Source organism: Psychrobacter sp. 1176_08 (genome assembly GCF_052850615.1).
Genome location: NZ_VXCU01000003.1, coordinates 20618 through 46206, shown reverse-complemented (window position 1 = coordinate 46206; position 25589 = coordinate 20618). Strand labels below are relative to the sequence as shown.

Annotated in this window: 14 protein-coding genes and 2 tRNA genes; 6 read left to right on the top strand and 10 right to left on the bottom strand. The window is 43.7% G+C overall.

Annotated elements, in window-relative coordinates; genetic code table 11:
- Nucleotides 1-65 precede the first annotated feature (65 nt).
- The 7 genes from FW759_RS04550 to FW759_RS04520 form a co-directional block, all read right to left on the bottom strand.
- Entirely contained in the window at nucleotides 66-6737 is a 6672-nt protein-coding gene (locus FW759_RS04550) for a YadA-like family protein (protein ID WP_446442330.1), read from the bottom strand.
- A 1058-nt stretch (nucleotides 6738-7795) separates the two neighbouring features.
- Nucleotides 7796-8284 (bottom strand): M48 metallopeptidase family protein, encoded by a 489-nt coding sequence (locus FW759_RS04545; protein ID WP_446442329.1) that lies wholly within the window; start codon nucleotides 8282-8284, stop codon nucleotides 7796-7798.
- A 198-nt stretch (nucleotides 8285-8482) separates the two neighbouring features.
- Nucleotides 8483-10528 carry a choline BCCT transporter BetT gene (gene betT / locus FW759_RS04540; RefSeq protein WP_095570115.1) on the bottom strand — a complete coding sequence of 682 codons (2046 nt, stop codon included), beginning with the start codon at nucleotides 10526-10528 and terminating at the stop codon, nucleotides 8483-8485.
- Nucleotides 10529-10797: 269 nt separating this feature from the next.
- A complete protein-coding gene (gene betA, locus FW759_RS04535; RefSeq protein ID WP_446442328.1) occupies nucleotides 10798-12498 on the bottom strand; it encodes a choline dehydrogenase in 1701 nt (566 codons plus the stop codon).
- Nucleotides 12499-12626: 128 nt separating this feature from the next.
- Entirely contained in the window at nucleotides 12627-14129 is a 1503-nt protein-coding gene (betB, locus tag FW759_RS04530) for a betaine-aldehyde dehydrogenase (protein WP_446442327.1), read from the bottom strand.
- A gap of 147 nt (nucleotides 14130-14276) precedes the next feature.
- On the bottom strand, nucleotides 14277-14858 hold the full coding sequence (locus tag FW759_RS04525; RefSeq protein ID WP_353670223.1) for a TetR/AcrR family transcriptional regulator: 582 nt from the start codon (nucleotides 14856-14858) through the stop codon (nucleotides 14277-14279).
- Between the two features lies 1 nt (nucleotide 14859).
- Nucleotides 14860-15204, bottom strand: a complete 345-nt coding sequence (locus FW759_RS04520) for a DMT family transporter (RefSeq protein ID WP_062845978.1) — start codon at nucleotides 15202-15204, stop codon at nucleotides 14860-14862.
- Nucleotides 15205-15687: 483 nt separating this feature from the next.
- Between FW759_RS04520 and FW759_RS04515 the strand changes: the two genes are divergently transcribed.
- The 3 genes from FW759_RS04515 (at nucleotide 15688) to FW759_RS04505 (ending at nucleotide 17238) form a co-directional block, all read left to right on the top strand.
- Nucleotides 15688-15763 (top strand) — tRNA-Asn (locus tag FW759_RS04515).
- A gap of 189 nt (nucleotides 15764-15952) precedes the next feature.
- On the top strand, nucleotides 15953-16282 hold the full coding sequence (locus tag FW759_RS04510) for a hypothetical protein (RefSeq protein ID WP_062845178.1): 330 nt from the start codon (nucleotides 15953-15955) through the stop codon (nucleotides 16280-16282).
- 227 nt (nucleotides 16283-16509) lie between these two features.
- Nucleotides 16510-17238, top strand: a complete 729-nt coding sequence (locus FW759_RS04505; RefSeq protein ID WP_443567325.1) for a hypothetical protein — start codon at nucleotides 16510-16512, stop codon at nucleotides 17236-17238.
- A gap of 109 nt (nucleotides 17239-17347) precedes the next feature.
- On the opposite strand, the gene FW759_RS04500 is transcribed toward FW759_RS04505, so the two are convergent.
- The 3 genes from FW759_RS04500 to FW759_RS04490 form a co-directional block, all read right to left on the bottom strand.
- Nucleotides 17348-17438 (bottom strand) — tRNA-Ser (locus FW759_RS04500).
- A 95-nt stretch (nucleotides 17439-17533) separates the two neighbouring features.
- Nucleotides 17534-18679, bottom strand: a complete 1146-nt coding sequence (locus FW759_RS04495) for a type I glyceraldehyde-3-phosphate dehydrogenase (RefSeq protein ID WP_446442326.1) — start codon at nucleotides 18677-18679, stop codon at nucleotides 17534-17536.
- A 144-nt stretch (nucleotides 18680-18823) separates the two neighbouring features.
- Nucleotides 18824-20791 carry an AAA family ATPase gene (locus FW759_RS04490; protein ID WP_446442325.1) on the bottom strand — a complete coding sequence of 656 codons (1968 nt, stop codon included), beginning with the start codon at nucleotides 20789-20791 and terminating at the stop codon, nucleotides 18824-18826.
- 418 nt (nucleotides 20792-21209) lie between these two features.
- On the opposite strand from FW759_RS04490, the gene exaC reads away from it, so the two are divergent.
- From exaC to FW759_RS04475, 3 genes are all read left to right on the top strand, one after another.
- Nucleotides 21210-22736, top strand: coding sequence for an acetaldehyde dehydrogenase ExaC (exaC, locus tag FW759_RS04485; RefSeq protein ID WP_443567321.1), 1527 nt, complete (start codon nucleotides 21210-21212; stop codon nucleotides 22734-22736).
- Between the two features lie 276 nt (nucleotides 22737-23012).
- Nucleotides 23013-23339, top strand: coding sequence for a DUF779 domain-containing protein (locus FW759_RS04480; protein ID WP_095570011.1), 327 nt, complete (start codon nucleotides 23013-23015; stop codon nucleotides 23337-23339).
- Nucleotides 23340-23874: 535 nt separating this feature from the next.
- Entirely contained in the window at nucleotides 23875-25515 is a 1641-nt protein-coding gene (locus FW759_RS04475) for an ABC transporter substrate-binding protein (protein ID WP_443531338.1), read from the top strand.
- Nucleotides 25516-25589: the final 74 nt, after the last annotated feature.

Below are 25589 nucleotides of genomic sequence, written 5' to 3'. Positions count from 1 at the left end.
TTATGAGTAAGCTGACAGCGCTCATTGATCAATTAAAAGCGCTGCCATAAAGTCATGTGGTTCAATTAGAAATGGAAGCCTGCACCAACTGCGCCGCCTGCATTTCCTTGGGTATCTGCTGTACCATTTACCTTGATTACCCAGCGGCCATTATCAGATACTTTGGATACACCAATTGCAACTGCACTCTGGCCGTTGTAAGTGGCGATACCACCGCCAACCATTGACTTACCAGGGATATAAGCTTGCGGTAGTGAAGACATTGCCATGGCAGCTGAAATACCTGCATTTGCATCATCTTCTACTTCGTTAATCTTATAACCCAACTCATTGACACTATTGCTCAGCTTATTATCAAGTGCGGTTAATTGACCAAGATTGACCGCATCATTAACTTCGATACCATCAGCAACACCAGTAATGGTTTTATCACCTGCGTTGATACCTGCTGTTGTCATACTCGGACCATCTTTGATGGTTACGCCCGTATTATTGACCGTTGTATTACCAGTAGTAACTGTGTCAGCTGTGATGTTATCCACATCGATATTGCCATTCAAATCAAACTTGATACCACTGCTGGTAGCGGTTGTCGTGATGTTGTTACCACCTTCAAACTTCAATGCTGTCGTATCGCCAATCGGCTTACTAATAGTAGCGCCACTGTCAGCACCGAAACTTAATCCTGCATCCAGTCTGTCTGTATTGGCTTGAATGTTTTCATTGGCTTGAGCATTGCCTTGATTGACTGCTGCAATAGCATCACTGATATTGCCTTTGCCAGTTCCGCCAATATTGCTGGCAGTTAGGTTGCCTGACGCATCAAGTGCCGCATCACCACCAATAATACTCGCCACACCATTTCCAAGATTATGTAACTGACTACCATTGATGGCGTCTGTACTACCAGCACTGACATTACCAGCTTTAACATTAGTTATCGTTGTGCCTCCAGTGCCACCTAAGGTAATACTACCTTTATTAACAGTGTTGTCTTGGTTCTTATCGTACTGAACTGCACCTGCTGTTAAATCTGCTAAGCCATCAGACACTGCATCAACTTGGCCTTTGTTTGCAGCATCTGTTGCTGCTACACCGTCTCCAACATTGGTGATAACTGTTCCACCAGCATTGAAACCAGCTGCAGTAACGCTTGGACCAGTCGGTGCACCTGCGCCATTAATAAAGCTGACTCCGCCTTGATTAATTGAGATACCGTTATTGCCAGCAGCATCGGTCGCGGTAAAACCATTAGCGCCATAATTACTTGTGTTAGTGCCGTCAGTGACGTTAGTTCCTACACTTGTGATGCTGGTAACGTTCCCATTGCCATCATCGATAGTATTGCCTGTCGCACTACTCACATTGGTGTTGCCGTTACCGTCATCTAAGATTGAGCCGATAGCCGTATAGTCAGCGCTGTTGCCAGCTGCATCTACAACATTAGTGCCGCCTGTGGTGATAGTAGTTGCGTTTCCTGCGCCGTCATCAACTTTGACGCCTGCGTTGTTTGTAACGGTGTTGCCTGTTGTGACGCTTCCATTGATGCCTAGGTCAATGTTTTCTGCTAGATTGTAGTTGATACCATTATCGACATCATTGGTAACCACAAGGTTGCCATCAGTATTGGTAAAGTCAACAGTTTGACCTAGCTGCACATTATCAGCTGTACCACCTGCTGCACTAACGTTAAAACCTTGGTTTGCTTGCGTTTGAATGTCGGCGATAGCACCTGTATTAGTTGTAGTACGACCATCTAAATTACTAAGCGCGCTACCTACATCACTGAAATCAGCCGTAGTACCTGTATTAGCTCCTGTATCTAGAGTGTAGGTAGGTGCACTAATACTACCAGTCATATCATCATAAATAGCGCCGCCACCTAAGTTAGTAGCAGTGTTGCTACCCAAAGTATCTACTTTTGCCTCAACAGCTGTTACTTGCCCAAAGGTCGCCGCATCGTCTGCTACAGCACCATCAGCTACGTTAGTGATTCTATTACCACCATTGTTAAGTCCGTTTCTACCAAGAATAACTGTGTTAACTGGACCGTTCAGTATAGTGATACCAGCACTGTTTACATTAGTGTCTCCTAATCTAACACTACCAGTAGCTCCTAGATCAATGGCTTCAGCAAGTTGTATGCTTAGGCCGTCTGCACCATTAGCAACTACGCCGATATTACCTGTAGTTAGATTGCCAGTTGCACCACCTGTAATGTTTAAAGTTTGACCAAGATTACGCTGTACATCTGTTCCACTATCACCAGCAAACGTTAAGCCTAGATTTGTGACGCCAGTGATAGCAGCATTCACGTCTCCTGCGTTGGTGGCATTATTAGCATTGGCAATATTAGTAATATCACCAGCACTTTTGACACCAGTAATTTGAGTCATACCAGCATCAATGCCAGCTGCTGTGATACTTGGAGTTGTTGTACCATTAGTATTAGTAAAACTAAGACCTGTTTGGTTAACGATAGTACTATTACCAGCATCATCTGCGGCAACTAGACCATCAGCGCCATAAGTACTGGTGTTGGTGCCGTCTGTGACGTTAGTACCAGTTGCTGAGGTAGTAGTGATATTGTCACCATCATCGGAGATGATGTTGCTAGTCGCAGTGCTAGTGTTAGTATCGCCTAGGTCATTGACTATGAGGTTGCCTGCGGCGCCACTTATATTCGCACCTTCATCATTAAATATGATGTTACCTGCTGCTGCGCTTATATTACCACCATCATTATTCAATATAGCGTTACCGATAGCAGCGCTCGCATTGGTATTACCTGAGTCATCCGTCAAGACTGTGGTAGCAGCACCATAGTTACCAGTATTGCCATTGCCATCAGTCACATTAGTACCTGCGGTGGTGATGGTGGTTTTAATAGCTGTATTAGTGCTATCAGTAATGGTTACGCCAGTATTGTTAGTCACGGTGTTACCAGTCGTGACGCTACCATTAACTCCTAGGTTGATGTTTTCAGCCAAGTCATAGTTGATGCCATTGTCTGACACAGTTGCAACGAGGTTGCCATCAGTGTTGGTAAAGTTGACCGCTTCGCCCAACTGAACATTGTCCGTGGCACCAATGTCTGCACTGATATTAAAGCCTTGATTGGCTATGTTCGCAACAGACGTTAGCTGCGCTACGTTTACCGCGTCGCTATCATTGGTACCAGCTGCTACATTGACGATCTGACGATTGCCTCCAGCTGCTCCTGTACCGACTGATACCGCACCTAAGTTAGTACTGTTCGTCGCGGTGATTGCAGCTTGATCAACAGCTGACACCGCTGTTGGAGCAAAACCTGTAGCGCCACCTGCAACATTTGCCACTGAGCCTTGTCCTAAAGCAACACCGCCGATAGCTGTAGCAGATGAGTTGGTACCGATTGCAGTACTATCTTCAGCAACTGCACGAGCATTGGTACCGATGGCATTACTACGTAGACCACTTGCCTTAGCATATGAACCTAGCGCATTACTACCGATACCAGTGGCACGAGCATAGGCACCTAGTGCACTACTGTCTTCCTTATCTGCAAAAGCATTGGCACCTAACGCATTACTACGTAAACCTCTTGAATCAGAACTATTACCTAGTGCAGTGCTACCGATACCAGTGGCACGAGCATTGGCACCTAATGCACTGCTATCTTCTTTATTTGCCACAGCACTGAAACCAATGGCATTACTACGAAGTCCACTTGCACTTGCATTGGAGCCTAGTGCAGTACTACCGATATCAGTAGCACGAGCATTGGCACCTAACGCACTGCTATCTTCCTTATCTGCTAGTGCATTGGTACCGATTGCACTACTACGTAAACCTGTTGCATTGGTATTCTCTCCAACAGCAGTTGTACTGTTTCCATTTGCATTCGCATTTGAACCGACTGCAAGAGCATTAGGACCCGCTGCGGCTGTTGTGAACGGTTGATTACCACTCGAGCGTATCGGGAAATCGATGCCATCAACTCTAGTATTTAGAGCAGCAATATTACTAGTATTAGTAGTAGTACGAACATCTAAGTTACCAAGAGCACTGCCCACGTCATTGTACGCAGGTGCATTAGTGCCCGTGTTGTTGCCGTCATCTAGGAAGTAGCTTGGCGGAGTATAAGCATTATTCGTCGCGTCATATGCTGCATTACCACCTAATGCTGCAAGGTTACCTCTTGCGATATTATCAGTGTCAGTAAGTTGACCGAAATTCACTGCATCACTTGCATTAGTGCCATTATCGACATTGACAATCTTTCTATTTGCAGCATTGATGCCACCAGCTCTGGTTATACTTGGACCATTAGCAATGGTCAAACCATTAGCTGTTAGATTCGCATTAAAACCAGTTAAACTATTAGCAATGGTCAGACCGTTAGCTGCTAGATCTGCATTAGCACCCAACAAACCATCTACAGATACACCATTACGGTCAACTGTGGTATTTCTGAATAATGTACCTGTTACAAGACCATCTCTATCGACTGTTGTGGCATTGCCAGTAAATCCTCCTCTTGTACCTATTTCGACACTACCACTGTTATCAAGCTCAACTTGCTGATTGAGCGTTACTTGTACACCATTAGGTGTAGTAGTAGCAGTCAAGTTGTTATCGCCTGTCACGCTAATGGTCTCACCTAACGCAAAATTGTTACTTGTATTACCATTCCCAAAGTTGATACCTTGGTTTGCTACGTTTTCAACAGATTTTAGTTGTGAGACGTTCACTGCATCACTGTCATTAGTACCTGCTGCTACATTGACGATCTGACGATTGCCGCCAGCTAATCCTGTACCGACTGACACCGCACCTAAGTTAGTGCTGTTAGTCGCGGTGATTGCAGCTTGATCAAGAGTTGACGCCACTGTTGGAACGAAACCCGTAGCTCCGCCTGCAACATTTGCCACTGAGCCTTGTCCTAAAGCAACACCGCCGATGACTGTGGCTTCAGCAAAACGACCTAATGCGGTGCTACTTTCTTCAGTAGCTCTTGCATTAATACCAACAGCTGTGCTGTATTGGCCTTGAGCGCGCGAGCTCACACCTATCGCAGTTGCACCGTACTGGTCCGCTCTTGCACCAAAACCAACTGCAGTGGCCGAACTAGCAAACGCTTGCGATGCTGCACCCAATGCGGTTGACTCAGAACCTGTAGCAGAAGCAGTTTCTCCGACAGCGCTAGCATTATTGTTAGTTGCACTAGCGCTTGAACCAACTGCGAGAGCATCAATTCCTGTTGCTATTGTTGTGAACGGTTGAGCATTGCTTGAACGTATCGGGAAGTCGATGCCGGAAACTCTATCATCAACTGCTTTTAGCTGTGAGACATTGACAGCATCGGTATCAGCACCGCCTGCGGCAACATTGGTTAATCGGCGCTCACTGCCTGCAGCACCGATACTGACAACATTATTACCTACTGCTGTTCCTACGACGGTTGCACCAGTAGGTGTGAAGCTTGCGACGGTAGACTCAGCCACAGTAGTATCATTACCGATACCTACTGCACCATCCAAACCTGCATCAATGGTAATATTGTTACCTATCGCAAAGGCGTTATCAGCATTAATAGTATTATCATTACCTAATGAGTAGCTGCCTGTGCCTGTGATAGTTGTAGGATCACCGATAGCGCCTGAATTATTGCCAGAGACAAGATTCCCGGTACCAATACTAATACTAGATGAGCCTGTAGCCCGACTGCCTGTACCAATAGCAATAGCATCGACGATAGTAATGTTTTCGTCACCAGCAACAGCATCATCACCAATAGCAATAGTACGCGCACCCAAGGCTTTTGAATCGTTGCCTATAGCTACTGAATCTATATCGGTAGTTACTGTGCTATCACCGATAGCAACTGATGCACCACCTGCGGCAGAAGCATTTCTACCAATAGCAATCGTTTCTAAATCAGTAGCCTTTGCACCCACACCCATTGCAATCGCATTATCAGCAGTTGCAGCTGCAGTAGAACCAACAGTGAGCGCGCCTGTACCGTTATCTTCACGAACAATACCGGCTGTACCATTGGTTAGATTAGCGATATTATCTGCATTGGTTGCGACATTATTGTTAGTCGTATTTAATTGACGACCATTAACCGCTTGAAGGCTGGTGTCATTGATAGTACCATCTGCCAGATTGTTAATCTGATTACCACCATTGTTTAGACCTGCACGGGTAAGCGTAATCGCTTGTCCATCATTGTTACCGTTAAATACGGTTACTCCATTGTTTTGATTACCCGTCAAATAGATTCCATCGGCATTACCAGAAGCTATAACACCCATGTTATTAATGGTTGTATTTGCAGCTTGGACGCTAGTAAGACCAGTAATGGTTCTAGACAGTTTTATAGTTAGACTATCTCGATTAATATCACCAGTAGTATCAGCAGCGATCACACCAATATTGTTATCGCTTAGGTTATTGGTATCTGCACCACCCTTAACATTGAGTGCTTGTTGATCACCAACAATAGCAGTACCCGTGTCCCCAACGAAAAAAGTATCTGCTGCGTTCGCCTGTATACTTAGACCAGCCGCTGCCAATGCCACCGTCAAGCTACTCAAGCGTAATAATCGCGCACCTGATGATACGACAGCCGATGCAGTAGACGTAGAACTGACAACATTACTAGATGATTTACCACGGCTCTTTGCATATTCTGCAACGGCCATAAAACAGTTTAGTGATTGATTCCAAATAACTTTATAGCTACGATTCATACTTTTTCATCCTATGAAAATTAAGGGCGCTGGCTGGGTTGTGGTAAAAAACCTATAGCTAATAAAGCAGGAACAAAAACTTTAGGTTTTATATAAAAACTAGTCCAAAAATAATTAAAAGAAACTTTATGTTTCATATAAAAAAAGAAATACTGAAACAATTAGAAAAGCTTAGTTAACACTTTTAATACGGTTCGAATATAATGTATCTATATAGATACAGGCAAGACCACTCATACCACCATTGCGACCTTTCATCGAAAATTTCATAAAATGAAAAAAGTCTAGTATTTTTATCAAAAAAAATTGTTAAAATAGAATTTTTTGATGTTACAATATTGCTTTGAAATTATTTCACAGATTAGATTTATTCATCTTTTTAAAATATAAATGAATTATTTTCATTCGAGGAGTTCTTTTTTAAAGAATACTTCATATCTATTTCGCTTTACTCAATAAAAAAAATATTCCAAGAGTATTTTTTTAGATTAAGAAAGTATAAAACTGAAAATCTAGATAACTTTCTGATAAATATAAGATATCCCTTATATACTCTTTGAACACTACGATTTCTCCCCTTCATTAGACGCTCACTTGTTATATTTTATCTATGGCACCCGAAAGGGCGCATTGTGCCAAGATGAGTAGAATGCTATTCATTTATTAATACTGCAAAATTCAACCTATTCTCATTCTTGTTTTTGTCTTCAGGCTTGGCAATCAAGTACCCATCTACATGCCCATAGCATATGATCAAAAATGATGTCGTTTTCTATAGACGCGTGAAGATCGGTGCAATGGATTTAACGCACTTTGTTATGAATTTATACCAAAAGATAAGATATTTGAAATGAACAAGTGAATAGAGAACTTATTATTAGGTTCCTATCGACTTATTTAATAAAAGAGAAGAAAGCGCAGACATATTATATTTCCCTTATGTTATTAATAACATAAGGGAAATATAATATAAAAAGGCAGATACTAAGTGACGAAAAAACCGAAAAATATTTAAGTAAGGATTTTGAAATTAAAATTTAAGCTCACAATAATAAAATTTATTGCTCTCGCCAGTGCAACCATAAGCGAGTGTCTAACTCAAACTGATGATAATCGGGTTCCATGTGACAGCATAATTGATAAAAAGCTTTGTTATGATCATGCTCTTTGAAGTGCGCCAATTCATGGACAATAATCATCCGTAAAAACTCAGGCGGTGCGTCCTTAAATAGGCTAGCCACCGTGATGCTATTGTGTGATTTGAGTTTACTGCCTTGTACTCGAGACTGAGTGGTATGAATACCTAGTGCATGTTTCAGCACGGCTAATTTACTGCTATAACTGACATTGGATAAAGGGCCGACGTTACGCATATACTGATTTTTTATCTCATTGATATGCTGATACAGTGCTTTGTCACTTTTTATTTCATGTTGATTTGGGTACTTTTTTTCTAAATACTCATCCAGCCTCCCATCGCTGATTAGCAGCGCCGCTTGCGTCTGTATTTGCTCAGAATAATGAGCGATATATTTTAATGTTGTCACAGGTTTGTCCTTAGCTCTTACCTTTGATTGGCTTATGTCTTTGACGTGTATTGACCGCCTCTTTCTATTTTACTTCATATCTCCTTCATCCGTTCTCAAAAATAAACCCCATAAGCCAAAAGTAGCTTATGGGGTTGTTATTTATAAATACTACTTAAACTTACTGTACATACATTGGTAACTCACCGAAGCAGAGAGTTAACGCTCAAGATGTAAGTACTGCAAGTGACGCTCATACTGATTTAGGATATCAACCAATACTTGCTCTTTAGTATAACCAACCAAGTCATACTCTTGCGAGCCCTCACTTAAGAACACCTCAGCACGATAATAAAACTCTGCCTGCTTGTTTGACGTATTCAGTGTAAAATTCGGGCGTTCAGCTTTGATCAAATTGACCTCATAAATAAAGTCATCTTCATCACCATGACCAACACGCAATTTTAGGCCATCTATCTGACCACTGTCCTGACCTATGCCTGCATCGATATTTTGACCGATACTATCAAGATTACGAATATCTAAAGCCGTTTTAAGACCGCCTGCTGCAAACTCTTTTTCCACTTCGGTCATTGCTGGCATCACTACCGTTTGCAAAAATCTTTCGACTTGCTTGTGTCCAGGGAAGCTCACAATACGTTGCAGGCGAGCTTTCCAACCTTTACCACTGTCGAGGACGTTTGCTGTACCAATCGTACTGGCTTTGCGTTTATTGCCCTCTTCTTTCAATGATTTCCACATCGACATCATATAAAGCACAAGGATCAATGAGAATGGCAGACCAGCAATCACAGAGACCGACTGCAATGAAGCAAAGCCACCAGCAAACAATAAGCCCAAGGTGATAAGACCCGTTGCTGCCGCCCAAAACAAGCGCAACCAGACGGGCGCATCTGTATCATTGGTCATGCCTTTTGAGCTCAGATTTGCCAATACCAGAGCGCCTGAGTCAGCTGAAGTCACAAAAAATATCAAACCAATAATCACACCAGCAAATGATAAGACGCTGCTGTACGGAAAATACTCAAACAGCGCAAACATACCCATGGCTGCATCATTGACCGCGATTTCACCAAGCTCAGTGGCACCATTGGCAACCAAGTCTATCGCTGAGTTCCCAAAGATAGAGAACCATGCAAAGATAAAACCAAGCGGGATAAACATCACGCCAAACACGAATTCACGTAAGGTGCGACCACGGCTGATACGAGCAATAAACAAGCCTACAAACGGTGCCCAAGCCACCCACCATGCCCAGAAAAATATTGTCCACGCTGATTTCCACTCAGCACCAGCGGCACCATCATAAGCATAAACGTCAAACGTTTTTGCAACGATTGTTTGAAAATACTGACCAATATTTTGGGTAAACGCATTTAACAAGTAAACGGTATTGCCCATAATCAATATGGCGAGCAGTAACAATATTGAAGACAGCATGTTAAATTCAGATAAGCGGCGTACGCCTTTTTCAACCCCTGTCATCGCAGAGACCGCAGCAGCAGCCACGACACCTACAATGATTAAAGCTTGAACGGTTTTGCTAGATTCGATACCGAATACATGGGTCAATCCAGCATTGGCCTGCAAAACACCAATACCCAGACTGGTTGCAATCCCCATCAATGTACATACAACACCAAAAGTATCAATGCCATCACCAAGCCAGCCTTTAATCAAGCGCTCGCCAAATATGGGTGTCAAGGGTGAACGCAGCGCAAGCGGCATATTCTTACGATAAGCGAAATACGCTAGTGCCATACCGATGAGGGCGTAAATACCCCAACCATGCAAACCCCAATGCAAAAAGGTTTGTGCAAGCGCCTGACGCATAGCCTCAGAGCTAGCAGGTTCAAGCCCGGCATGCGGCGTCAAATAATGCATCAAGGGTTCAGATGCACCAAAAAACAGTAAGTCAATGCCGATACCCGCCGAGAACAGCATGGCGGCCCACGCTAAAAAGGGAAACTGAGCCTTTTCATGGTCTTGTCCAAGTTTGATATCACCATACTTAGAAAAACCAACAAACAACGCAAATATACTGTAAGCGGCCACGACCAGCATATAGTACCAACCAAAATTCGCTGATACCAATGCCATACTTGAGCTAAGTAGCGTTTGACTATAATCTGGAAAAACAATGGTCCAAATTATTAATAAAATAGAAATAATAGCGGAGCCTAAAAACACGACTTTATTTAGGGTTAAGGGTTTTGTCGCATCTTCTGATGGCGAGCTGTACATAAACGACCTCAATAAGTAAATTAGACACTGTGATAGTGCTTTGTCCGTTATAACCTTCTGGATGCATGACGCACAAAGCAGTACCAATAAATAAGAAATGGTTATACAAATAACCGAGACAACGCCAACTATATTAATCCCAATTCATTTAATACATGAGCTACGTCAGCGCTGATAAAAAAGACCTTTGTTTGAAAAGGTCTTTTTGTTGAAGTTGTCTTATCTCACTATTTTGCTGATAATCTTTACAGCCAATTAAAATAGGCTTCTTATACGATAGAGCTATAGTCACGCATCGGTTCGGCTCGCAATGGTGCGCCATTGGCAACATAATAATCTGCTGTCGAACGTGGCAGTTGCACGCCTTTCATCTTGTCCGCTATTTTTTCTGCCAACATAATGGTGGTGGCATTCAGATTACCACTGATGATATTGGGCATAATAGACGCATCAACGACACGCAAGCCATCGATACCATGTACCAACCCTTCGCCGTTGACGACAGCATCATTACCTTCACCCATCGCACAGGTACAAGAAGGATGGTAAGCCGTCTCACCATGCTCGCGTACATAGTCATCCAACTGCTGGTCGGTCACCAAGTCTTCGCTTGGTGAGAGCGCGCGACCACGGTAAGGGTCAAGCGCAGGTTGATGCATAATCTCACGAGTGATACGCATGGCCGCACGGAACTCTTGCCAGTCTTGATCATGAGACATATAGTTAAACAAAATACTTGGATGGGCGCTTGGATCTTTTGAGGTCAGCTTGACACGGCCACGACTGGGTGAACGCAATGAGCCCACATGTGCCTGAAAACTGTGCGAATCACTGGCACTTCGACCATCATAACGAACCGCAAGTGGTAAGAAATGATACTGAATATTGGGATGTGTAAACTTCTCATCCGTGCGAATAAAGCCGCCACCCTCGAACTGATTGGAAGCGCCAAGCCCTGTGCCATTAAATAACCACTCCGCACCAATAGCAGGTTTGTTCCACCACTTGTTGGCAGGCGCAATGGAGACAGGCAGCTTACATTCATACTGCATGTATAACTCAAGATGGTCTTGAAGGTTATTACCCACTCCTGGTAGATTTAAGACTTCTGCCACGCCCAAGTCTTTTAACCATTGACCAGGGCCAATGCCTGAACGCTGCAACAATTGCGGTGAAGCAATGGCACCTGATGAGGCAATGACTTCACGAGCAGCATAAAAGTTTTTGGTCTGACCTTGGTGCTCGACTTTAACACCGACAGCACGCTTACCATCAAATAAGATGACATCCGTCAACGCACCCGTCAAAATCGTGATATTGCTACGCGTTTTTGCAGTATCCAGATAACCGCGAGCAGTCGACGCACGGCGACCATTAGGCGTCACAAAGCGATCCATCGGACCAAAACCTTCTTGCTGATAGCCGTTTAAGTCATCAGTAGCCGGGAACCCAGCTTGCACGCCCGCTTCAATCATCGCCTGAAACAGTGGATTGACCCCAGGTTTTGACGTGGTCATCTCAACAGGGCCACCTGCGCCATGATAGTCATTTTCGCCAACATCACGATTTTCTGACTTCTTAAAATACGGCAAGCAGTCCAGATACGTCCAATCTGACAGACCGTCTAGCTTCGCCCAATCATCAAAATCCAACGCATTACCGCGGATATAACACATGCCATTGATCAATGACGAGCCGCCAAGACCTTTGCCTCGGCCGCAGTCCATCACGCGATTGTTCATATAAGGCTCAGGGTCGGTCTTATAACCCCAGTTGTAGGTGGTTCCTTGCAAAGGCATGGCAAGCGCGGCTGGCATCTGCGTACGAAAGTCCAGTCGATAATCTGGGCGACCCGCCTCTAGTAGTAATACTTTGATATTGGCATCTTCCGTCAAGCGAGTGGCCAAGACGTTCCCTGCAGAACCTGCCCCGACGATAATGTAGTCATACTCAGGTGTGGTTGATGTCATAAAATACTCCATAATCTTAAAAAAGGTCAGTATTGAAAAATACGTCATTTACTATCAGTAGGATTGAATAAAAAAGCACATGCGCCTCAATAAAACCCTATTGTCTAAGTGTTTTTTCAATAAAATTCTTAAAATACGGACTCAAATGCACCCAATTCTACTTGGATAGATTTGGTCTGCGTATAATGCTCAAGCGCTTCAACGCCATTTTCGCGACCAATACCTGAGTGCTTATAACCACCAACTGGCATCTGTGCTGCCGACTCGCCCCACGTGTTCAACCAGCAAATGCCTGCTTCGATTTGAGCAATGACACGATGAGCGCGTGTTAGATCAGCGGTTACCACGCCTGCTGCCAGACCGTAATCCGTATCATTGGCACGGCAAATGACTTCTTCTTCAGTCTCGTAAGTCAATATCGACATGACAGGGCCAAAGATCTCTTCACGGACGATAGTCATATCATCACTACAGTCGGTAAAGACCGTCGGCGCGACAAACGCTCCGTTAGCTAGTGAGCCATTCGTGACTCTATCACCGCCCACAAGCAAACGTGCGCTGCTGGCTTTACCTTGCTCGATATAATTTAGCACTCTTTCCATATGCGGGAAGCTCACCAATGGGCCCATATTGATGTTTTCATCCATCGGATCGCCCAGCTTGATACGCTCAACACGAGTCAAAATAGCCTGCTCAAACTTGGTTTGTAGCGCTTTTGGTACGAATACGCGTGTGCCATTGGTACATACTTGGCCACTGCTATAAAAGTTCGCCATCATCGCAATGTCGGCCGCCATATCGATATCGGCATCATCAAATATAATCAATGGCGATTTACCACCAAGCTCTAGCGTTACATCTTTAAGAGACGAGGAAGCCGCACTTGACATAACCTTTTTGCCCGTTGGTACGCCACCCGTAAACGATACTTTGGCGATATCTGGATGCTGAGTGAGTGCTTCGCCGACTTCGTAATTGCCTTGCACGACATTAAACACCCCATTGGGCAGTCCTGCTTCTGTGAAAATCTCTGCCAGTTTTAATGCCGTTAAAGGCGTGACTTCAGAAGGCTTAAAGATCATCGCATTACCAGCGGCTAATGCTGGCGCGGCCTTCCACATTGCGATCTGAATAGGATAGTTCCACGCACCAATACCTGCGACCACACCCAGTGGCTCACGGCGCGTGTATACAAAACTGCTGTCACGCAATGGAATCTGACGACCCTCTATCATTGGCGCAAGGCCTGCATAATATTCAACAACATCGGCACCGGTGACAATATCCACATACTTGGTTTCGGAGTACGCTTTACCAGTGTCTTTTGTTTCGAGCAATGCCAGCACATCATTACGCTCACGTAATATATCCACTGCATTTAATAAAATACGGCTACGCTCGACGGGTGTCATTGCAGCCCAGATTTTTTGACCTTGCTTAGCCGCCTGCACAGCGTCATTAATCTGCTCTAGGGTCGTTTGCTGAATGGTTGTCAAGACCTCGCCAGTCGCTGGATTGATATCTTCAAACGTGGTAAGCGATGCATCGACTGGCAGATAGCGACCGTTGATATAGGCGGTTTGTGTTTGCTGTAAATCAATGATGTCTGTTACGTTGATTGAATCTGTCATGAGTATGTTCTCCTTACGACGACTGGTAAGCGTTATTTATTAATCAATTCACTGATCAATTAATTAATCACTCAAACCAAATAGTTCGCCATTGTTTGCATATTAAAATAAAATTATCGTGTTTTACGGTGATTGATCGCTCTACTTTTATTGATCAAAATCACGCTGCGTCATTTTGATTAAGCGGTCACGTAATGACTGTTTTTCCGATATGTTGATGCCTGAAAAATCAGAGAGCCAAATACCATCAGCAACCAATCGCACCATACATAAGGTTTCGGTATTGTCTGTGGCTTCATGCTTTTTCAACTGCTCATTTGCCCATTTGGCCCATAATGCCCGCAGCTCACTGTCGCCCAGCATCAACACATATAGTGTCGCTTGATTATCGAACTCTTCTTGCCCTTTCTCGCCCAAACTGATGGTGGCATCTATATAGGCACGAGTAAAAGAGCCATAAGACACAGCATCTTTGGCCATCGCTGCATCTACTTCTGCTTCAAACTTAGCCATGGCATCATTGAATACTTCAAGCACCAGTGCATTTTTGGTGGCGAAGTGATGCATGACGCCACCTTTGGTCACGCCAGTTGCATCAGCGACCGCTTGAAATGTCACCTTAGACAACCCTTGCTCCAGCGTGATGCGTGCTGCCTGATCTAGTAAGGCTCGTCGAACCACTTCTGGTTGTTTTTTACGCTTATGAGCATTTTCCGTTTCTATATTCATATCAATGCACCACAGAATTAGACAATAAATTCATTACTATAACGCCACCAACAATCATAGCAATACCGATCACTGCTGCTGCATCAAGACTTTGCTTAAAGATAAACACGCTCGCGAGCGAAGTCAGTACAATTCCCAACCCGCCCCACAATGCATAAGCAATGCCGAGCGGTATTACTTTTAGCGTTTGCGTCAGTGCATAAAAAGAGAGTGCATAAAGCACAAACATAATGAGCGTTGGTACCAAACGTGTGAACTGTTCTGATTTTGCAAGAAAAGTCGTACCAATGACTTCACAAGTGATGGCAGCGGCAAGATAGACATAAGCAATAGTCGTTGGACTCATGTTAAAAGTACCCGTCTCAAATTGAGCATCAGTGATTAAAGTTTCCATCAAAAGAAACCATACGGTCGGTATTCTATAGCAAGAAACCTGTAATGTGAAGGGTGAATATGGTATTTCATGGTATTGAATCGTTTTAAAACTCAAAAATATCAGCTATTTACCGGTTTCAACTCAAATATGTATGGAAAAATCAGACCTTACCGAGCGACTTTTTTATAAAAAATTGGCATGGATTACGTGCCTCAAACCCGCACTAATAAAGGAATACCTAGATAAATACGTGGGATAAAACCCGTCCCAGATAATATGTGGAATAAAGGCTAAAAGACTATTTTTGATAAATTTCGATATTATTCATAATTAATAGCATAATAAGGTTGACAGCCTATGACGACTTGGCTAAAATGTGCCCCACATAACGCAAACAAGCCAAGCGATTAGGCTTTTATAAAGCTTAAACTGCTTACTGTTATGACAGCTTATTCTCCAATAGCTCAGTTGGTAGAGCAACGGACTGTTAATCCGTGTGTCCCTGGTTCGAGCCCAGGTTGGAGAGCCATATACTAAAAACCTTCATCACTTAATGATGAAGGTTTTTTTATTGCCACCATTTTGTAATGACTGATCATAATATTCGCGCAACCGTGGTGTTCTTTTAAGCATTTTTGTTGTATGGTAAGGTTAGTTTTGATTGGTTTGTTTTTTGTCTGAGTGCTTTACTCCTACTCACTAAAAGTAATGGTTTATTATGATACCTGTACGTGTAAAAAATAAGTTTTCTGATCATCCGCAAAAAATCATGCGCCCGATCAGTATTCGCCTGTCTGAAGAGATGATTGCCTTATTAGAATCAACGTCGACAGAGTTGGGCTTTAAACGTATTCAAGGGCTTATTCGCCTATACATCCGCCAAGGTCTTGATCGTGACCATCAGGATTACACCTTGGCACACGATGAAGTCTTTATCGAAACGCTACGCAAGCGCGGTGTGAGTCAGCACATCATTGATCAGGCTATCGTAGACACGCACAATAATAACATCACTCATCCTTTATCTGAGCTGCAAGACAACGACTAAAAGCACATATAGCAGACCATCATTAAAAAAGACTGAGTGCTCCGACAGGCGCTCAGTCTTTTTTTTGTGCCTCTTTTCTCTATGAATTACGCCACACCTATTTCTTTATCGCTATATTAAGTTTCCTACAGTATTTAGCCATAATTAAACACAACAGACAATCAAACACGGTATATTAAGAAAACAGTTGTTACTATTGATGAGCATTTACTAGGAGGTGTACGATAATGAATTCATATCAGCGTTTCAACAAAGCTTTGTTATTAACGATGACTTTATCGATACTAGCAATCGCTCCTGGCTGCTCGCAGCCACAAACAGACCCGACCAAACAAACCATACCAACCGACTCAGATCAATGGCAAAAAAAGTTGGGGGCAACCTTAGAGCAACTTCCTGAGTCTGACCAGCAACTGCTGAGTCGATATATGCTGCGCATGAAGCTGAGCGAAGCTTATGAGTCGGGCGCGATGCCGCGTACTACTATTGAAAAAGCGCTCATACAACAGCGTGAATATGAGCGTTTGCATCCTAATAACCCAACGGGTAAAAAAAGCCCTATTGTGACGCATCAACAAGCCACCAACCCAACTCTGAATTATCCTGTTGCCCTACTTCCCGTCAAAAGTAGCGATAGCGATAGTTTGAACCAAGTAAAGCTACAGTTTATGCTATCAAACCACGGTAAAGTCGCTATCCGAAGCTTTAAGGGTACGTTGACCATGCAAGATGCCAATTTAAAGAAAGGCAAGCACTTTAACGTTCCATTGATTGAGTTCGAGCCATCCATTCAGCCAGAGCAATCTGGAAAAATAGTCATTGAAAGTAGCATTGAAGACATCAACGTCATGCGAGCCATCAAAAACTCGAAAGACATGACCATTGAAATTAGTGAAGGCACTCTTGTATTAGAAGATGGCGAAACGATCGAATTTGCTCAGTCACTTGTGAAGTAACCGTTAGTATAGTCAGTCCAATATAAATAAAACTAACCTCAATGTGCGGCCATTTTATATACGCATAAAAAAAGCCCCCAATCAGTGATGATTGGGGGCTTTTCGAATTTGGCGGAGACGGAGAGATTCGAACTCTCGAAGGGCTATGAACCCTTGCCGGTTTTCAAGACCGGTGCATTCAACCGCTCTGCCACGTCTCCATTGGTGCATCATTATATACAGATCATTTTATAATGCAAGCCTATATTCTAAAAAAATGAAAATAATTTTCTGATACCTCATAATTGCTCATATTTTACTCGTTTGAAGCGAGATGCAGGCACATATCCAGTAGTCTATTGGCATAGCCCCATTCGTTATCATACCAAGCAAATACCTTATATTGATCGCCCACTCGCATCAGCTGCTGTCCATCGATAATAAGCGATTCGGTCTGATGGATAAAATCACTGGAAACCAATGGCTCATCGGTATACGCCATGATATCGAGCAAATGCGCTTGGCTAGCAGATTTCAGCACTTCGCCCACTGTTTCAATACTGACATCAGCTTGCTCAAACACAAAAGTCACATCGATGGCAGCAACATCGATGGTTGGCACCCGTATCGAGTGACCATTTATTTTACCTATCATCGCTGGTAGCACACGCTCAGTGGCCGCAATACTACTAGATGTGGTGGGAATAATATTATAACCAGAAGCACGCGCGCGTCTGGGATCACGATGCGCTTGATCTAAGACCGTTTGATCGGCTGTGACTGCATGAATCTCGGTCATCATTGCTGACCTTACCCCAAATGCCTTATCCAAAGTATCAATCAGTGGTACTAGCGCCTGAGTGGTACAAGAAACGCTAGAGATAATCGGTAAAGCGCGTGTCAACTCATTTGCATTCACGCCCATGACAATGCAAGCATCTACATCGTCAAAAGGCGCGGCACCAATAATGACTTGGTGTGCCCCTGCCTCAATATGTAGATGCGCTTGCTCATAAGAGCGAAAGTGCCCTGTACACTCTAATACCACATCGACGCCAAGCGCCTGCCACGGTAGATGCTTGGGATTAGGCTCTGAGAGCATCGTAATACAATAGGTCAGATTGTTCTTAGTCAGACAAAGCTGAGTTTTATTATCGTCATTGATGTGAGTTTCTACAATCTCAGCACTGACTCCCAATCGACTTAAGCGCCCATGCGTACTGTCAAACTTTAGCAAATGCAATAAAATATCTGCTGGCCCTAAGTCATTAATAGCGACCACATGGATGGCGCGGCCCAATACTTCAAAACGCTCTAACAATGCGCGTAATACATTGCGCCCTATACGCCCAAAACCATTGATGGCGACTCTTAGTGGCTGTGTGTGCTCACCTGTGGCACGAAATACGGCGGCGACTGGATCGGATGTCAATTGATAATTGGCACTAGAAAAATCAGGCATAACAAATGATCGCTTTAAAGGGGAATAAGAAAAAAAAGCATAAACACGGAGCGCGAAAGACGAAGCGCCCTCATGCATCAACCAATAGGGTTTTCACCAAGAGTCTTTAATAGGTAATGAACGCATTGAAAGACGTGTGAGCTGTTATGGCGTAATAAAGATGAGAGCCAAGCGAATGGTATTGTAATCAATACCCTGTTTAAGATGATCAAAGATCGGACGCAGTTTGATGCTGCCGTCATCATTAAAGTCATTTGGATTATTGGCCACCTTGATCGCGATATACGCGTTGCCAACCGCTGTCATCACCTCATCGTCTGGGCGCAAATGATCACACAACAAGCTTGAGTCTTGAGACCTCAGCTCAGCAATATGGCGCATGATGGTCGACTGAGACAGCTGGCGTGCTTGTGAAATCTCAGCAATAGACAAACTTTCTTCTAACAGTATTCGTGTGGCTAACAGCGTACTGTCCGACTTATCAGAGACTTGATTGCCAAGTTTTTGTTTTTTGTCTTGCTGCGCTTGCAGTTGCTCGCGGCGCTTTTTTTGTAGATTGGCATAGGCATCGATGATTGACTTACTCAGCGTACCGCCTGATTTAAGAATGAATTTTTCATGCGCCTGCGTCATACTTTCTTCATCAAGCATCGCATAATTGGCATCGGCTTCATCAGACAAGACCAAAAAGCGTCTATCAGCACCGCGTGCCAATGGGTCAAGTTGCAAGCTCATATCATTCATACCAAGCAGCTGCAAGCCTGCCAGCGACTTCAACCGTGACAACGCCACATAACCTTGCCCAAGCTCAAACGTACGAGACAAGTCAATCTCAGCAGCATCTAACGTCATCCCTTGCGACTTATGAATGGTGATTGCCCACGCCAAGCATAGCGGTACTTGCTCATAGCTTGCCAGCACCTCACCTGTCTCATCTTCAATGATCCATTCTTCAGGTTCCGCGACTACTTCACGTCCTGAATTGAGTCTCACCACAGGCATTTTCTGTGTGGTGGTTTTTTTAGGCTTGGGCTGCTTTTTATCACTGTCTTTTTTTGGCTTTGTTTTGGCAGTCTTTGCCGACGCTTCATCGTTTTCAGTAGCGTTGTCAGTGTCGCTTTCAGTGCCATTATCCACGTCTTCATCGTCTTCAATCAACGCACTACTATTATCTTGATTATCCTCAATCTTGACGGCAGCAAATCCTATCAGCTCGCCCATCGTGCCATTCGAGACACCAAGCTCAGAATTGTTTTTGATAAACATGACCTTGGCGCCAATTTTAAGAATCAGGTCGTCTTGAGTCCGTACCGTTTTTTTCAATGTCTCAACCAGCTTACTATCGCCAGTCGACGTCGCCTCAAAGCGCATCATGTCACCTTCTAGCGCGGCAAGCTCTTTATCATTGATTTTGTTGACATTGAGATTGTGCGTATAAAGGCGCGTGCGCTTGATATCGACGTCTTGATCAAAGGTGGCTTCTAGCGCAGCGATGGCCTCAAAAGTGACTTCCTGACGGCGGATTTGGTTCAAAATATCATCCAAATCCAAACCGCCATTGGCCGCTTCACTGACCTGTCTGTGCTGCTCACTCAAGTAGCAAATATGGAACTTGGCATCGAGCCACGCCTCTGACATAAAGGCGAATTTCTCGCGGTTGGTTTCACCTTTACTACCAATCGGTGGTAACTGAAAAAAATCGCCTGCAACCACAACCTGAATACCGCCAAACGCTTTGTCATTTTTGCGCACATACTTGAGCACTTGACTCACCAAGTTGAGCTGCTTGGCGTGCAGCATCGATATCTCATCGATAATCAATACCGCCGTGTCTTTTAATCGATCAGCCAAAAACTGTTTGCGCGATAAATTGCTCAAGTCACGATCCGACAACTCATCTTTGATGCCGATCCCCGACCAGCTATGAATAGTCGTACCACTCATATGGGTGGCGGCGATACCTGTACTAGCAGTCACAGCCACTGGTACTCGGCGTGCACGCAAATAATCAATGTATTGATTGAGGGTATAGGTCTTACCTGAGCCTGCTGAGCCCGTTAAAAAGACATTTTGACCTGTTTTTAAGATATCAAGAGCAGAAGATTGACGCATATATCCAAACCAATTAAATGAGTAGTAATAATAAAAATAGCATGAGAAAAATAATATGTGATCAGGTCAATATAAAAAGTGTCAACGGGGCTGGTATAAATTTTTTGTAGGCTCTATCTGCATAGGCACAGCAAGTAAGAAAAATTTGTAGCAGTCACGCGTTGCAATGACGTGTACCCATTTTATTGAATATTCACTATAAGCAAAAACAGCTGCCATGATTATAACAGCTACACCCGTTTTGCGAACCACTTTCACCATCATATACCACATAACCAGAAGTTTTGTGAGACGAAATATATCATTATAAAAAGTCATTATTCCTCCGCACAAAAGCTCAGTACGATAGAGTCATACTTGGTTAGGAAGGCCAAATATTTGTTATCCAATAACCATAATACACAACAAGGAGTCGTTAATGTTATACGCCTATCCCAATACTGAAAACAGTCCCGTCCAATTCCGCGAAAAATATGACAATTTCATCAACGGTGAGTGGGTCGCACCAGTCGATGGTGAATACTTTGATAACCCTAGCCCTATTGATGGCAAGACTATTTGCCAAGTTGCCCGCTCGAAAGAAGCCGATATCGAAAAAGCGCTAGATGCCGCCCATGCTGCCAAAGATGCTTGGGGTAAAACCAGCGTCACCGATCGTGCTAATCTGTTGCTCAAAATCGCTGATCGCATGGAAGCCAACTTAGAAGCCATTGCCATCGCTGAATGTTATGAAAACGGCAAGCCCGTGCGCGAGACTTTGATGGCAGACATTCCGCTAGCCATCGATCAGTTCCGCTATTTTGCCAGTGCCATCCGCGCGCAAGAAGGCGGTATTAGCCAAATCGATGAAGACACGGTTGCTTATCACTTCCATGAACCGCTTGGCGTCGTTGGTCAAATTATCCCATGGAACTTTCCTATCTTAATGGCCGTTTGGAAAATTGCCCCAGCGCTTGCGGCAGGTAACTGTATCGTGATGAAGCCAGCAGAACAAACGCCCGCTTCTATTTTATATATGTTGGAAACCATCGGTATCGCTGACCTTTTGCCAAAAGGCGTCCTCAATATTGTCAATGGTTTTGGGGTTGAAGCAGGTAAACCACTGGCCTCTAATCCACGTATCAATAAAGTTGCCTTTACTGGCGAGACCACAACTGGTCGCCTCATTATGCAGTATGCGAGCGAAAACATCATTCCTGTCACCCTAGAGCTTGGTGGTAAAAGCCCCAATATCTTCTTTGCCGATATAATGGATGAAGACGATGACTTCTTAGACAAAGCCGTCGAAGGCTTGGTTATGTTTGCGTTAAACCAAGGCGAAGTCTGTACGTGTCCGTCTCGAGCACTGGTACATGAAAGCATTTATGATGAATTTATCAAACGTTGTATCGCTCGTGTCGAAGCCATCAAAATGGGCAATCCATTAGATACAGATACCATGATTGGGGCGCAAGCCAGCTCAGATCAGTTAGAAAAAATCCTTTCTTATCTTGATATTGGTAAAAAAGAAGGAGCGAAGGTTTTGGTCGGTGGCGAGCAAGCCAAGCATGATGGCGACTTATCAGATGGTTACTATGTTAAGCCAACCATCTTTGAAGGTACAAACGACATGCGCGTGTTCCAAGAAGAGATTTTTGGGCCTGTGCTTGCTGTCACTACCTTTAAAGATGACGAAGAAGCGATGAAAATTGCCAATGACACCTTGTATGGCCTCGGTGCTGGCGTTTGGACACGTAGCGTTCATAAGGCATATCGCTTCGGGCGGGGTATTCAAGCAGGCCGCGTATGGACCAACTGTTATCACATTTACCCATCGCATGCTGCTTTTGGTGGCTATAAGCAATCAGGTATCGGTCGCGAAAACCATCTGATGATGCTCGATCATTACCAACAAACCAAAAACATGCTGGTCTCTTATAGTCCTAAAAAGATGGGCTTCTTCTAGAGCAAATCTTAACTTTTGATGAGAATTTATACGACTTAGCTTGCCACGCAATGTGATTGAGCACTTAGCGTGGCTTGATAAGATGATAACTGTCTTAGTGATTGTTAGTAATCAAGATGGTTATCTAAATTATGGTTTTATTCACACTTAAGTGAAGCAGTAAGCCGCATCTTCTTCAATCACAGGCTATATATAGCGTGAGCGAAAATGATGCGGCTTTTTATATTCAGCCCCTATGCTCTTAACGTTCATGCTTTTAACGAGAAGGAAATCATCATGAAAGTAACAGCCACAGAAGCCTGCAAAGAATTAATCGATTTACTCAAGTCCAAACATGGCGAGCTGATGTTCCATCAATCAGGTGGTTGCTGTGATGGTAGCTCGCCTATGTGTTATCCACTGGGCGAATTTAAAGTAGGCGGACAAGATGTTTTGGTCGGTGAGCTGGCTGGCTGTCCATTTTATATGGGTAAAGCCCAGTATCAGCTTTGGCAACACACAGACTTGACCATTGATGTAGTCAATGGACGCGGAGCAAGCTTCTCGTTAGAAATCCCTGAAGGCAAACGCTTCATTGTACGCTCAGAGATTTGTGCCGTGTAATTTCAAAAACCATCAAACTGTTCTCATATGAGTACTTTTTCCTTACTGGTGATGACAACGTTCATTGGCACCAACGTATATGCGTGCCAGCCCTCATTTATTATCCCTGTCCCCATTTATAATCATAAAAAATAGTAAATATTTTTGAAATACAATCCTGTCGTATTGAGTGAGTCAGTTGTACAAAATATAGCCAAGCAAACGCTTTAATCACAATTGTTTCAGCAAGATTAGGAGCCTTAAAAAGTCACAGCTTTCTATCAAAACTATTTCATATATGTATCAAAACTTTTTTATATACCCCTTGCGCTTTTCCTATTTAAAGGAGTATATTCAGACCACTTGTTTATATTAATGGGTGTTGCAAAGCGAAATTGAAGTCGCTAAAAACTGAGTTGCTTCTTACTTTGTACACTAAAAACCTTATATAAATAAAAGCTTTAAAAGGAATTAGAAAAACGCCAGCTGTATTCATGGCTTGAATACAAACATATCAATGTATGGGCGACTACTTATCATTACATAGGATGTAAGAATGCAAAAATCACTCTTCAAACTGACAATGTTAGCGACTCTTATCTTAGGCATCAGTGCCTGTAGTGGCGATAACAAAACCACTGATGACTCTGCTGCCAGCTCAGATGCCAAAGCTGCCAAAACCCTACTTTACTGCTCAGAAGGCAGCCCTGCTGGTTTCGATCCAGCGCAATATACTGCTGGTACTGATTTTGATGCGAGCGCTTATCCTATCTATAACGGTTTGGTGCAATTCAAAAGAGATGGTACTGAGATTCAGCCAGGACTGGCGGAAAGCTGGGATATTAGCGAAGACGGCAAGACTTACACCTTTAATCTTCGAAAAGGCGTCAAGTTCGGTAAAACAGATTACTTCACACCAAGCCGCGATTTTAATGCAGATGACCTCATTTTTACCCTAGAACGTCTCACCAACCCAGAATTTGAATTTAACAAAGCCTACCCTGCTGAATTCCCATATTCGGTTGGCATGGGACTGCCTGATATCATTTCCAACATTGAAAAAGTTGACGATTACACGGTAAAAGTCACGCTCAGCGAAACCAATGCGCCATTTTTACAAAATCTAGCCATGCCGTTTGCTTATATCAATTCTGCTGAATATGCAGACAAATTGATGGCTTCTGGTAATGAGCCTGATATCAATAACAAGCCAGTCGGTACTGGACCTTTCGTCTTTACGTCTTATCAAAAAGACGCCCAAATTCGTTATACCAAAAACCCAGATTATTGGGACAAAGATAATATCCACATCGACAACTTAGTCTTTGTCATCACCAAAGATTCAGCGGTTCGTGCGCAAAAAGTTCAAGCGGGCGAATGTCATGTATCGGCTTATCCAAAACCTGCCGAAATTGAATCGGTCAAAAAATCGGGTAAAGCCACCGTTCTTGATCAACCAGGTTTTAACGTCGGCTATGTGGGCTACAACGTCGAAAAACCAAAGCTGAGTGATCTTAGAGTCCGTCAAGCATTAGATATGGCGATTAATAAAGATGCGATCATCAATGCCGTCTATCAAAGCGAGGGTCTCAAGGCCACCAACCCAATGCCGCCAACGCAGTGGGGTTACGACAAATCGCTTAAAGATGCACCTTATGACGTCGAAAAAGCAAAAGCTTTGATCAAAGAAGCTGGCGCGGACAATATGTCTATCAATCTATGGTATATGCCCGTTCAACGACCATACAACCCCAATGCCAAGCTAATGGCCGAAATGCTACAAGCAGACTGGGCGAAGATTGGTGTCGATGCCAAGCTGGTCACCTACGAGTGGGGCGAATACCTAAAACGCGCGGCGAAAGGTGAGCCTGATGTGATCTTGGCAGGTTGGACGGGTGATAATGGTGACCCTGATAACTGGTTAGGCTCGTTACTGTCTTGTGACGCTGTCGGTGGTAATAACTACTCACGCTGGTGTAACAAAGACTTTGACAACTTAGTCATGAAAGCGCGTCAGGTCACTAATCAAGATGAACGTGTGGATGATTATGTACAAGCTCAACAGATATTCAAAGAGCAACTTCCTTGGACGACAATGGCGCATTCGGTAGTAACCGTATTCACTGCACCAAATGTTGTGGATTTCAAAATCAGTCCGCTTGGTGCCGTACGCTTCGATGGCGTGAAGGTCGAATAGCGCACTCCGCTAAGCCCAGCAAGACAGGCTTTATTATTTAATGGGTAGTCGGTTGGATCAAATCTTTTGTTCCA

Excerpts from the sequence above, each read along its gene's own strand:
- FW759_RS04550 (WP_446442330.1), bottom strand. The coding sequence starts at position 6,737 with ATGAATCGTAGCTATAAAGTTATTTGGAATCAATCACTAAACTGTTTT.
- betT (WP_095570115.1), bottom strand. The coding sequence starts at position 10,528 with ATGTACAGCTCGCCATCAGAAGATGCGACAAAACCCTTAACCCTAAAT.
- betA (WP_446442328.1), bottom strand. The coding sequence starts at position 12,498 with ATGACATCAACCACACCTGAGTATGACTACATTATCGTCGGGGCAGGT.
- betB (WP_446442327.1), bottom strand. The coding sequence starts at position 14,129 with ATGACAGATTCAATCAACGTAACAGACATCATTGATTTACAGCAAACA.
- FW759_RS04525 (WP_353670223.1), bottom strand. The coding sequence starts at position 14,858 with ATGAATATAGAAACGGAAAATGCTCATAAGCGTAAAAAACAACCAGAA.
- FW759_RS04520 (WP_062845978.1), bottom strand. The coding sequence starts at position 15,204 with ATGAGTCCAACGACTATTGCTTATGTCTATCTTGCCGCTGCCATCACT.
- FW759_RS04510 (WP_062845178.1), top strand. The coding sequence starts at position 15,953 with ATGATACCTGTACGTGTAAAAAATAAGTTTTCTGATCATCCGCAAAAA.
- FW759_RS04505 (WP_443567325.1), top strand. The coding sequence starts at position 16,510 with ATGAATTCATATCAGCGTTTCAACAAAGCTTTGTTATTAACGATGACT.
- FW759_RS04495 (WP_446442326.1), bottom strand. The coding sequence starts at position 18,679 with ATGCCTGATTTTTCTAGTGCCAATTATCAATTGACATCCGATCCAGTC.
- FW759_RS04490 (WP_446442325.1), bottom strand. The coding sequence starts at position 20,791 with ATGCGTCAATCTTCTGCTCTTGATATCTTAAAAACAGGTCAAAATGTC.
- exaC (WP_443567321.1), top strand. The coding sequence starts at position 21,210 with ATGTTATACGCCTATCCCAATACTGAAAACAGTCCCGTCCAATTCCGC.
- FW759_RS04480 (WP_095570011.1), top strand. The coding sequence starts at position 23,013 with ATGAAAGTAACAGCCACAGAAGCCTGCAAAGAATTAATCGATTTACTC.
- FW759_RS04475 (WP_443531338.1), top strand. The coding sequence starts at position 23,875 with ATGCAAAAATCACTCTTCAAACTGACAATGTTAGCGACTCTTATCTTA.